At 48.2% G+C, this 12,064-nt stretch carries 11 protein-coding genes and 1 tRNA gene; 11 read left to right on the top strand and 1 reads right to left on the bottom strand.

Annotation, left to right across the window (positions count from 1 at the left end; translation table 11 throughout):
* The 4 genes from ispE to JRI46_09435 all read left to right on the top strand — a co-directional run.
* The coding region (ispE, locus tag JRI46_09450; protein MBW2039806.1) for a 4-(cytidine 5'-diphospho)-2-C-methyl-D-erythritol kinase at positions 1-796 on the top strand (796 nt) is incomplete at its 5' end.
* A 6-nt stretch (positions 797-802) separates the two neighbouring features.
* A tRNA-Gln gene (locus tag JRI46_09445) sits at positions 803-877 on the top strand.
* Positions 878-1,121: 244 nt separating this feature from the next.
* Positions 1,122-2,072, top strand: a complete 951-nt coding sequence (locus JRI46_09440) for a ribose-phosphate pyrophosphokinase (protein MBW2039805.1) — start codon at positions 1,122-1,124, stop codon at positions 2,070-2,072.
* Between the two features lie 11 nt (positions 2,073-2,083).
* Entirely contained in the window at positions 2,084-2,728 is a 645-nt protein-coding gene (locus tag JRI46_09435; protein MBW2039804.1) for a 50S ribosomal protein L25/general stress protein Ctc, read from the top strand.
* 18 nt (positions 2,729-2,746) lie between these two features.
* On the opposite strand, the gene JRI46_09430 is transcribed toward JRI46_09435, so the two are convergent.
* Positions 2,747-3,307, bottom strand: a complete 561-nt coding sequence (locus tag JRI46_09430) for an aminoacyl-tRNA hydrolase (protein ID MBW2039803.1) — start codon at positions 3,305-3,307, stop codon at positions 2,747-2,749.
* Positions 3,308-3,940: 633 nt separating this feature from the next.
* Between JRI46_09430 and JRI46_09425 the strand changes: the two genes are divergently transcribed.
* The 7 genes from JRI46_09425 to JRI46_09395 all read left to right on the top strand — a co-directional run bounded on the left by JRI46_09425 (position 3,941) and on the right by JRI46_09395 (position 11,519).
* Positions 3,941-6,139: a sodium-translocating pyrophosphatase gene (locus JRI46_09425; protein MBW2039802.1), complete on the top strand. Its 2,199-nt coding sequence runs from the start codon at positions 3,941-3,943 to the stop codon at positions 6,137-6,139.
* A 479-nt stretch (positions 6,140-6,618) separates the two neighbouring features.
* The gene (locus JRI46_09420) at positions 6,619-7,314 is read left to right on the top strand and encodes a YdcF family protein (GenBank protein MBW2039801.1); all 696 of its coding nucleotides are present in this window, start codon (positions 6,619-6,621) and stop codon (positions 7,312-7,314) included.
* Between the two features lie 14 nt (positions 7,315-7,328).
* On the top strand, positions 7,329-7,556 hold the full coding sequence (locus tag JRI46_09415) for a hypothetical protein (protein MBW2039800.1): 228 nt from the start codon (positions 7,329-7,331) through the stop codon (positions 7,554-7,556).
* 264 nt (positions 7,557-7,820) lie between these two features.
* Complete coding sequence (ychF, locus tag JRI46_09410) at positions 7,821-8,912, top strand: redox-regulated ATPase YchF (GenBank protein MBW2039799.1); 1,092 nt, start codon at positions 7,821-7,823, stop codon at positions 8,910-8,912.
* Between the two features lie 35 nt (positions 8,913-8,947).
* Positions 8,948-9,769 (top strand): transglycosylase domain-containing protein, encoded by an 822-nt coding sequence (locus JRI46_09405; GenBank protein ID MBW2039798.1) that lies wholly within the window; start codon positions 8,948-8,950, stop codon positions 9,767-9,769.
* Positions 9,770-9,932: 163 nt separating this feature from the next.
* Entirely contained in the window at positions 9,933-10,349 is a 417-nt protein-coding gene (locus JRI46_09400; protein MBW2039797.1) for a transposase, read from the top strand.
* Between the two features lie 42 nt (positions 10,350-10,391).
* Entirely contained in the window at positions 10,392-11,519 is a 1,128-nt protein-coding gene (locus JRI46_09395; protein MBW2039796.1) for a radical SAM protein, read from the top strand.
* Positions 11,520-12,064 lie beyond the last annotated feature (545 nt).

The following is a 12,064-nucleotide window of genomic DNA, read 5'->3' as shown; positions in this document are numbered from 1 at the left end:
AAGGCCTGATGGCTATCACGAGATCAGGACTTGGATATATCCCATAAGTCTTGAAGATGAGCTCCTCATCGAGAGGGTTGCCCCTCCGAGGATAACCTTATCTTCCTCTCACCCTGAGCTTCTCCTTGGAGAGAAAAATCTGGCCCATCGTGCTGCTGCCCTCTTTATGAAAGAGACAGGCCTTTTAGGGGGTATAAAAATAGAGATCATCAAGAGGATTCCCTTGGCCGCTGGACTGGGGGGAGGAAGCAGCGATGCTGCAACTGTCCTAAAGGCCATGAATATCCTTTGGGGGACGAAAATTCCCCCGCAAGGATTGATGAAAATTGGGGAAAAGATAGGGGCGGATGTCCCCTTTTTTCTCTTGGGAAAGGGGGCAATCATGGGGGGAAGGGGAGAAAGGTTAGTGAAGTTTCTCCCTCCCCTGAAGGCTTGGGTGGTATTGATAAACCCTGGACTCCCCTTATCCACACAAAATGTCTACCAAATGGGGAAATGGGGGTTGACAAAGGATAGAAGGGATAATAGAATTTTAACACTCCCTCAAGACCTTGAAAAGATGGATGATTTCCTCCACAACGATCTAGAAGAGCCGGCGTTGGAATTCATGCCCCTCATTGGGGGAATGAAAGAACGTTTACGCCAGGTAGGGGCCAGAGGGGTCTTAATGACGGGGAGCGGGCCCACGGTCTTTGGTCTCTTCTCGAAGGAAGAGGAGGCAAGTCGAGCAACAAGGGATCTGAAGACGGAGGAGGGGTGGACGTCTTTTGTCGCCCATACCCTCTCCGATTCATAGGCGGGTTGGGGTGTCGTCAAGTGGTAAGACACGGGATTTTGGATCCCGCATTCGGAGGTTCGAATCCTCCCACCCCAGCCAATTTTGACGACCTTCAGGTCGTCCATTCATGTGGTTTCACCCCCTTAAACCCCCAATAAGGAATACCTAAAATTGGGGGGAGGGGACCTTTGGCCCCCAGAGAGACAGGTCGAAGACCTGTCGGGGGAGTTTGAGGGGGCTTCCCCCTCAAAGGGAGGCAAAATTAGGGAAAGAGGTATTTACGTGAGTAAAGGTGAGGACAAACCCTCATAAGGATTTAAAGTAGCAGGGGATGATTTCCAAGATGATATCACGCAACAGTTCAATAAAGGTGTTTTCGGGAAATTCCAATCCTGGCCTGACGGAGAATATCTGCAGCTATTTAGACGTCCCCCTGGGTATGGCCCAGGTGAAGACCTTCAGTGACGGGGAGATTGCGGTGGAGATAAACGAAAGTGTAAGGGGCCTAGACACCTTCGTCGTTCAGTCCACCTGTACCCCTGTAAATAAAAATTTAATGGAACTCCTCATCATGATCGATGCCCTCAGGAGGGCTTCAGCAGAAAGGATAAATGCCATCATCCCCTATTATGGGTACGCCAGACAGGACCGTAAGGTGGCCCCCAGGCAACCCATTTCGGCCAAATTGATGGCCAACCTGATCACTGTTGCCGGGGCCTCCCGAGTCCTGACCATGGACCTACATGCCGGACAGATTCAGGGTTTCTTTGATATCCCCGTAGACAACCTCTACGCCTCCCCCATCCTCCTGGATTATCTGCGCAAAAAATTCAAGGATGATTTGGTGCTTGTTTCCCCTGATGCAGGTGGGGTGGAGCGGGCTAGGGCCTTTGCCAAGCGTTTGGATGACTCTTTGGCCATCATTGACAAAAGGAGAGAGATAGCAAACGTCGCCCAAGTCATGCACCTCGTCGGCGAAGTAAAGGGAAAGATCTCAGTTATACTGGACGATATGGTAGACACAGCAGGGACCCTCACCAGGGCAGCGGAGGCGTTAAAGAAACATGGATCCGTGGCAATCTATGCCTGTTGTACCCATCCGGTGCTGTCGGGCAACGCCATCGAAAGGATAACTAACTCCCCCATTGAGGAACTCATCGTGACCGACACCATACCCATCACCCAAGAAGGAAGTAGGTGTAAAAAGATAAAGGTCCTCTCTGTGGCGGATCTCTTTGGTGAGGCGATAAGCAGGATACACAACAACGATTCGGTCAGTTCTCTGTTCGTATAAAGGAGGAAAAGATGGAAGAGGGGGTCTTAGTGGCTCAATTTAGAACGGGGAGGGGGAAAGAGCAGGCGCGGAGGCTGAGACGCCAAGGCTTAATCCCCGCCATAGTCTATGGACACCGTGTAGCACCCATCCCCATAATCTTGAACGCCCAGTATCTGGCCAAGGTCCTGCGGGGAGAAGCGGGAGACCGGACCCTGATCAATCTCACCATCGAAGGGCTGGGAGACGGTCCCATCAGCAAGACCGTGATTCTCAAAGAGAAACAGATAGACCCCTTAAAGAGGACGTTGCTGCATGTGGATCTATACAGTATTGCCATGGACGAAGAAGTCTACGTAGATGTCCCGATCCACATTGTGGGCAAGGCTGCGGGGGTGGAGAAAGGTGGTGTGCTGGAACAGATCCTCAGGGAAATTGAGGTGAAGTGCCTCCCCACAGACATCCCCCCCAGGATCGAGGTAGATATCTCCTGCCTCGATATCGGCGATGTCTTTCATGTAGAGGATATTAAATTAGAAAAGGTGAAAATACTGGCCGATCCTGAACAGGCCGTAGTAACTGTAGCGCCACCGGCGGTTCTAGAAGAGGCTGTGGCAGAAGAGGAGATAATTGAGGAGGAGGAAAAAGAGGAGGTTGAAGAAAAAGAAGAAGAATAGGGCCAGTTTCAAAGATGGCTAGTTATACATATTCATGGCCTTTTCTGCCCCATATAAAAGAACGGCCTCGATAGCTTCAGATGCCCTCTCCACACTTTCTTCCAAAAGGGGGATCTGGTGATCAGAGAAAGGGGCAAGAACATATTCTACTTTTTTTTCAAACTCTTCTGGCCTGCCAATTCCCACCTTCAACCTCAAAAAATCATCCCTTTCTAAACTCTCCATTATCGATTTTACCCCCTTGTGCCCACCATACCCCCCTTTTTTCTTTATCTTTATCTGACCAAAGGTCAAATCTAAATCGTCATGTATCACCAAGAGATGGTCCAGGGAAACCCCCAGTACTTCTATTAATTTCCTTGCCGCCATGCCACTCCTGTTCATGTAAGTCAAAGGTTTCGCTAATACAACGTCCTGCTGCCCCACAAGGCCTTTCCCTATTTGAGCCCCTCCTCTCTCCCCTTTAAAAATTATCCCCTCCTTTTGGGCAAATCGATCCAATACCAAAAAGCCCATATTATGTCTGGTCAACTCATATCTTTTGCCCGGATTCCCCAAACCTACAATAAGCCAGAACAATGTTCTATAACCCCGCAAAAATAATGATTTTTTCACTTAATATATTGAAGTTATTTTTGCTTATTGTCAATAAAAATTTAGCTGCACTTAAACCCTTATGAGGGTTTGCCCTTACCCCCGCCTATGTAAAATACGATAGGTCTTTGACCTATCTCTCTGGGGGCCATTGGCCCCCAGACCCCCAAAAAGGAAAAATACCTTATTGGGGGTTTCATGGGGTAAAACCCCCTGAAGAGACGACCTAAAGGTCGTCAAGGATTCTAGGATTCGAGGGGTCTAGTAAAAATATATTTTTGAATCCTGGAACCCTTGGCCCCTAGACCCCTATATTAATTAAGGGTTTCAGGGGGTCCTGCCCCCTGAAGTAAGTCTGAAAGAATGTAGAGGCCGAAACTGTTTGCAAGCTTAACTCTACCGTGAATGAGTTTCACGGTAGAATTGTCCTTATTTTCACAAAAAGGAGAAAAAACCCTTGACGTAACTTTATATGTTCTGCTAGATTAATTCTTCGATGTTAATAAATTTAGATTTCTTCCCTAGTGGAAGGAAGGAGGATGGAAGGAGTGATAATCCTATTTGAAGAAAGAGGGGAGAGATCTTGAAAGCAAACTTTAATCTTGAAGGAGGTGTATTATGGTACCTGGAATCTTTTGGGTTGTTTTGATAGGGGGTGGTATTGGTATCCTTTTCGCTTTGGTCCTGACATGGTATATCCTTCGGGCTGAGCAAGGAACAGCAGAGATGCAAGACGTTAATGCCATGATTAACGAGGGCGCCTGGGCCTTTTTCAGACGCCAATATTCTACTATTGGCATAACTGCTATTATAATAGCAGTAGTAATTGGCGCTATCCTTGGCCTCCTAAGTGGCGAGACAGAATTGGAGAAGCTAGGAATATCTGCCTTTGGTCTAGGATGGAGAACAGCGATTGCCTTCCTTGCGGGCTCTTTCTGTTCCTCACTTTCCGGATTTATAGGGATGCTGATTGCAGTTAAGGCAAATGTGCGCTGTGCTGCTGCCTCTCATCGTGGTCTAAACCCAGCTATCCAGGTAGCATTACGTGGTGGAGCAGTCTCTGGCTTTCTTATTGTCTCTTTGAGTCTGCTAGGGGTAACCGCAATGTTCTTTGCCTTTGGAGGAGTCAGCCATCCTGAGATTGCCCCTCATCTTATTGTTGGTTTTGGTTTTGGAGCTAGTATGGTTGCCCTCTTTGCCCAGCTTGGTGGTGGTATCTATACAAAGGCTGCTGATATGGGGGCTGATCTTGCTGGTAAGGTTGAGGCTGGAATCCCTGAGGATGACCCTCGCAATGCGGCAGTGATTGCTGACCTGGTTGGTGATAATGTTGGTGACTGTGCCGGTCGTGGAGCAGATCTTTTTGAATCTACCGCAGCAGAAAACATAGGTGCTATGATAATTGGTGTGGCGTTGTATCTAACCTCAATAAAGGCAGGCGTCCCTGCAATTATTGCTGTTGGTTGGGTCCTTTTTCCCCTCATCATTCGTGCATTTGGCATCATTGGAAGCTTGGTAGGGATACTGGTTGCACGCAGTAAAAGCGAGGAGGAGGATCCGATGACTGCCCTCAACCGGGGCTATTACGTAGCCTTGGCCCTTTGTGGAATAGCAATGGTTTTTACATGTAGATTTATGTTCGGATACATGTGCCCAACTGGATGGTTATGGCTTATGGGAGCTGGACTTGTTGGTATAATAATTAGTGTATTCGTAGTCTATATTACCCAGTATTATACGGAGTCCAGATTCACCCCAACAAGATCAATCGCTGAAGCTTGCCGTACCGGCCCAGCAACTACAATTGTAACTGGGATGTCGGTGGGCTTTGAAACCATCATGCCTACTGCGATTGTTATTACCCTTGCTCTTCTCCTCTCTTACTGGTTTGGCATAAAGGCGGGATTAGATCTCCCTTGGTGGATAAGTGGCGCTTATGGCTCGGCAGTAGCTACCATGGGTATGTTGATGACCTGTCCATTTATTCTGGCAGAGGATACATTTGGTCCTATAACTGATAATGCCAATGGAATCAATGAGTTTACCCATGCAGGATCTGAGATAAGAAGGGTTACTGACCATCTTGATGCTACCGGTAATACTACTAAGGCCTTAACAAAGGGATATGCTATGGTTTCCGCAGGGTTGGCTGGTTTTCTCCTATTTCAGGCCTATTTTGACAGGGTTTTGCTCTTCCAGGGTAGAGAAGGAGAGATGTTCATTGTAAATCTTGTTCGCCCTGAGGTTTTTATTGGCGCTCTTTTAGCCATCATGATGGTCTTCCTTTTTAGTTCCTGGTCACTTAGGTCAGTAGGAAAAGCAGCAAGTGGGATTATCGATGAGGTGAGGCGTCAGATTAAATCTGATCCTGGAATTATGGAAGGAACCTCCAGGCCTGATTATAGTAGGGCAGTGGACATCACTACACGGGCAGCATTAAAGGGGATGATTGCTCCTGGATTGCTCCCTGTGTTTCTTCCGGTAGCTATCGGGATCGTCTTTAGATTCATATCCGGCTATGATGCACCGATGGCAGTGGGGGCGTTTCTTATGACAGGAACTATTGCTGCTATCCTTGTGGCTTCCTTTATGAACAATGGTGGTGGTGCCTGGGATAATGCCAAGAAATATATTGAGGATGGACAACTCAAAGACGAGGAAGGTAAGATTATCAGTAAGGGTTCAGCTATCCATGCGGCAGGTGTAGTTGGTGATACTGTAGGTGATCCACTTAAAGACACTGTGGGGCCATCACTACATATTGTAGCTAAGCTTATAGCTACTGTAACATTGGTGCTTTGTCCTTTGTGGATTTAGCAAGCCCTTTGCAGAATCCCCCGCGGCAAGCCGCGGGGGTGAATGCATGCCATACCTAGGGGGTTATAAGGGGGAGCAATAGCGTCCCCCTTAATATTTTCTGGGCCATTTAGTAGTCAACTCGGGCTATTAGGTGTTTTAAAGCTCTTTGAAAAAGAAAGGATTATATCAATTTTTATGTCTAATTTTGGGACGTAAGTTGGGGGTTGTCTTTGGGATAAACCCATGGTAATGATAAGGAAGAATTTTACCGTGAACATATTTCACGGTAAATTAGGCCTTAAAGAGATTTCGGCCATTAAGGTTTTCAACCTTACTTCAGGGGGCTTCGCCCCCTGAAACCCCCAGAGAAGGGAAATTCCCCTTTTGGGGGAGTTTGAGGGGGTGAAACCTCCTCAAATAGAGGTCGAAGGAATGACTGTGGTATTTTCATGGGAAAGGAAGGGTAAACCCTGCATGAGGGTTTAGGTGAAGATGAGATGGTGAAACAGGAAAGGTCCTCTCTGATCTATCCCAAAGAAAGGGAAAAGGAGGAGAGGAGAAAAAGAAGGTGGATCCTTTGGATCATCCTAGCTGTTGTTGTCATTCAACTTATTGCCTATCGTCAACACATTCTCACCGCCTTCGGCAGATATCTGATCTACCAAGAACCTCCCCAAAAGGCCGACGTGATCGCCATCTTGGCCAATTGGGGAGACACCATTGTCAGGGCCAGAGGCGGAGCCGATCTCTATAAAAGGGGCCTGGCCAAGAGGATCTTTATCTCCAGGGTAGAGAGGATGGAGGGCCTGGAGGAGGTAAAAAAACAGGGGATATTCATCCCGGAAAACAGGGATCTGGCCATTATCGTCCTAGAGGGGCTAGGGGTCCCTTTGGCTGCTATCGAGACATCCAAACAGGAGGTCACCAGTACCAGGGAGGAAGCCAAAGAGGTGCGGAATTTTATCGAAAAAAGGGGGTACAAATCTGTCCTATTGGTAACCTCCAAATACCACTCCAGACGCGCCCATCTCATCTTCAAGGATACCTTAAAGGAAAAGGCCAAGGTCATCAGTGTTCCCTCTCCTTATGACTCTTATAATCCTGAAGGTTGGTGGAAGAGGGAGAAGGATTGGAAAAGGGTGATATTGGAGTATCAAAAACTCCTTTTGTATTATTGGCGAAAGGTCTTCTGAAAAGGGAGGGCAAGATGGAAATAGGTGATAAGATCACCTTTCCTTTTGGGAAAGGGGAAAAGGAGGGAACAGTTTACAAGATATTTCCCAAGACAGTCTACATCAGGGTAGACTTCCCCCAACACAAAGGGAAGGTCATCAAGAGGTCGATCATGGAATTGCAAACGAAAGGGGTGAAGAAAAAGAAGGCGGCAAAAAGGGGACGGAGGAAAGAAGGGGCCAAAAAGAGATCCACTGCATGAAGACCCTGGTGGTAACAGCTGCCTTGATTGCAAAAGGGGGACGCATCTTGGTGGCCCAAAGGGAGGAAGGAGATGACTGGGGTCTTCATTGGGAGTTTCCCGTTTCAATATCCTTCTTCTAGCCTATAAGTGCAGGATAGAGGGAGGGGTCCCCAGGGCCATAGGTTGCCGAGATCTCAGGTGGGTGGGAGAAAAGGAACTGAAAGCTCTCCAGATGCCACCTGCTGATGAGGAAATTCGATAAAGCATCCTGCAAGAGGGTCTATGGGATTTAGATGCGGCATAGTGGGACTTCCCAATGTGGGAAAGTCGACCATCTTCAACGCCTTGACGGCGGCAGCGGCAGAAGTGGCCAGCTATCCCTTCTGCACTATCGAACCCAATGCAGGGATCGTCCCTGTCCCCGACGAGAGGTTAGATGTTTTAGCCCGTCTGATCAAACCCAAAAGGGTCACCCCCACCACATTGGAATTCTTCGACATCGCAGGGCTGGTCAAGGGGGCCAGCAAGGGGGAGGGGCTGGGGAACCAGTTTTTGGCGCATATAAGGGGGGTAGATGCCATCGCCCATGTGGTCAGGTGTTTTACAAACGATGATATAGCCCATGTATACGGTACCATAAATCCCCGACGAGATGTAGAGGTAGTAGATACTGAGCTCATCTTGGCCGATTTAGAGGTGGTGCAGAGAAGGCTGGAAAAATTGGGGCGGCTCCTCCGGCTGGGCGAGAGGGGGACACAGGAGGAATCCCGCCTTTTAGAAGGGATCAAGGAGACCCTGGAAAGGGGACAAAGGGCGGGGGAATTTCTCAGAGCAGCGGGGAAATCCCTACCCCCAGACCTCCAACTCCTCACCGCCAAGCCGACCCTTTATGTGGCCAATGTGGAGGATGCGGGTGGGGAAGAGCAGAACCAGTACTTAAAGGATCTACAGGAGGCGGCCCGGGCCGAAGATATCCCCGTGGTAGTCATTACAGGAAGGCTGGAGGCGGAAATCGCCCAGCTAAATCAGGGGGAAAGAGAGGAGTTTCGCCAAGAATTGGGGCTGAAGGATTCCGGCCTAAAACGACTGGTACAGGTGGGTTACGATATCCTCGGCCTCATAACCTTTTTCACCACGGTAAACTTAGATCTCAGGGCATGGACAGTCCCCAGCGGAACCCCTGTCCTGCAGGCCGCCGGAAAGATCCATAGTGATATGGAACGGGGGTTCATCAGGGCCGAGGTGATCTCCTTTGAGGACTTCCTGGGTTGTGGTTCAGAACAAGTAACCAGGGAGAGGGGGCTTCTGAGATCGGAGGGGAAGGATTATTCGGTTCAGGATGGGGACATCATCCACTTTAGGTTCCATGTCTGACCCTAGGACATCTCTCTTCAGCAGATAATAATCCCATGCCCGTTCCCTCCAGCGTATTTGCGAAAAAAAGGGTCCACATCGCCGGCTTTATCCTTATAGTCTTCCTCAGTACCCTTCTATGGTTATTTATCCGTTCCCTTCCTGATGTGCGCCCTCTGAAAGACCCCCAGTACAACATGAAGATCATGGTAAGCGACTGGCGGGGGCGGAGATCCTCCTTCGTCCTGGGGCCGCGAAATCCCCTCTGGACCTCCCTCTCACAGATCCCCCCCACCCTCAAGTGGGCCGTCATCGTGGCAGAGGACGACACCTTCTACCAACACAGGGGGTTCAATTTTTCCGCCATGAGAGACGCCCTCTGGGAGGATATCAAAAGGTGGAGGCCTGTACGGGGAGGAAGTACCATCACCCAACAGCTTGCCAAAAACCTCTATTTATCCAAAAAGAAATCTCTCTTCAGAAAATTGAAGGAAGCAGCTATCGCCCGGAGATTGGAGAGACACTTGAGCAAAGACAGGATCCTCGAATTATATTTAAATGTCATCGAATGTGGCCCTAGGGTATATGGGGTGGGAGAGGGAAGCCGGTATTATTTTCGCAAGCCGCCCATCGACCTGAACTTTTTCGAATCTGTCCTGCTCGCCGCCATCATCCCCAGCCCCAAGAGGTATTATCCCCTCCGCCATCCCCAAAGGGCCATGAAGCGTTATAAAAAAGTCCTCTTGTTGATGCGCACAGCCAAGCTCATCACCTTCAACCAGTACGAGATCGCCCGCGCTGTACAGCTAAACCTGGACCCTTGGGAACAGTACCTCTATTTCTCCCCCTTGTGGGAGGACAAAGAGAGGAATATTTGATCTCCTACTTCTACTTAAAGGTAAAGTATCCTACCTCCTTAATTATTGGGCCTAATTTTCAAAAGGGAATGAATATAAATAGGGACGGCGAATATTTTGTTGACATTTCTCAAAACTAAAACATATTATCGTAATTATGCCAAGGATCTCATGAGCTGTAGCTGTGGGCTATTCTCATCATATTACCCAGAGGAGGAATTATCGGCAACCTGTCTTTGAGCCTGAAGCGGACTACCTACAATATCTACAATGGTTAAGAGAATACTGTAAGAAATACTTTTTAGAGATTTGGGCATATTGTCTTATGAGTAATCATGTGCATTTTGTGGGTGTACCAATGAAAGATGATCCACTTGCCCGGACATTTAATACTCTTTACATAAGGTATTCACAATATTTCACTCAGAAGAGGAAAGCTACAGGGCATTTATGGCAAGGGCGATTTTATCCGTGCATTCTTAATGAAAGGCACTCATATGCAGCTATTCGTTATGTAGAGAACAATCCTGTCAGGGCAATGCCAAAAATGGACATCTGTCTTCAAAAGAAGCGGGGTATCTATAACTCCCCAAGTTGTTGACACATATGGTGACACCCTGTTAGATTAAGAAGAGTTAAATCTATGAGCAAGGAACGATTCGGGCATATAGAGATTCCTCTCAAGCGCATCCATATAGAACTTACCAACATCTGCGACTTCAACTGTGTTTTCTGTCCCAAGTCCGTGATGAAGAGGCCTTATGGGTCTATGGAGACAGACCTGGCCAAGAGGCTCATCACCGAGATAGGCTCAAGCCGCATCTGCGAAAAGATTACTTTTCATGTCATGGGAGAACCCACACTCCACCCCGACTTCTTCGAAATTCTGGAACATGCCGAAAGCAAAAGGGTAAAGGTTGGGCTCACAACGAATGGTGGAGGACTTGGCGGTAGGATAGGCAGACGCCTTCTGGATTACGACCTCCACCAGATAGACGTCTCACTTCAGACCCCTGATAGAGACTCTTATGCTCTCAGAAAGGCCGGTGGTAAGACCTTTGAGGATTATAAAGGAGGTATTCTGGACTTCTTCTCTTCCTATATGGCCAAGGATAGGGATACAATATTCAAGTTCCGCTTTCTAAACACGAGATTCCGAAAAAAGGGCATGGAAAAGAGGATAGGCCCCATAAAAGTAATATCTTCTACTGAAGAGCTCAGGAGAATCTTCCAGCACTGGGTGGATCAAATTTATGAGATACTCGGCGTTAAAGAAGAGAAGAAAAGGCGGGCCATGGAGCGAATAGAAGGCCTAGTTTCATACAAGTGGAATGTTGTGGAGGTCTACCCAAATGTGTTTTTCGAGACCTACCTACTCGATGACTGGGGTCACGCTTTCGAGGATGAGAGGATTCGTGATGCATGGGCGGGCTACTGTTTCGGCATGAGGGACCATTTCGGCATACTCTATAACGGAGACGTCGTCCTCTGCTGCATGGACTTCGACGGGCACACCGCGGTTGGGAACCTGCACAATTCGTCCCTGAAAGACATCCTCTCATCTGACGAACTGGGCAAAATCATCGAAGGATTCAGGAAGTTCAGGCTTGTCCATCCCTACTGCAAGCGCTGTCTAGGAAGCAAAACATTTCTATCCTGGCTGCTTAAGCCCGTAGCATCCGTAATGGCTCTTAAGACTCTAAAGCCGTTTTTCTACACGCATACGAGGCTCTATGACGAGAGAGACTTCGGCGTCGGTAAAACATATTAAGGCGTACCCACTGTGCTTGGACAGATTACTCGAGAATCCTTGATAGATCTTAAACCCGTTTTATCTCCTGCGGGAACTCTTTTGTACAGGCCGACATCTACAGAATTGAGTAGGGGAAAAGTGGCCGTTCTCAAGGATTTCATTAAAAGACCGTAGATATACAGAGTCACCATCGGCAGAATTTTACTTGAGAGCGAGGTAAGGGCGCTCAAGATACTCGATTTCATCCCCAGTCCCAAGAGGTATTATCCCCTCCGCCATCCCCAAAGGGCCATGAAGCGTTATAAAAAAGTCCTCTTGTTGATGCGCACAGCCAATTGAAATCATTAATGTTAATTTTCGCAATTGTAGCCACAACTGTCGAAAACGGGTTAAAGTATGCGACAACCTCATAGTGGAGGAAGAGAGGCCAGGACTACATCCTCTCGGGTGCCTGCCCTGTTATCACCCACCACGGCAAAGCTGAAATTTCCTCCCCCCGTTGTCTCCTTTAAGTGCGCCATGCTCCTCAAGTTTAGAGGAGAGGGATTTGCGCCAAGGCCTAG

It is taken from the genome of Deltaproteobacteria bacterium (assembly GCA_019308925.1).
Taxonomy (GTDB): Bacteria; Desulfobacterota; B13-G15; order B13-G15; family RBG-16-54-18; genus JAFDHG01.
Note: the sequence above shows the minus strand (reverse complement) of the source record. Positions and strands in the feature narration are given on the sequence as shown.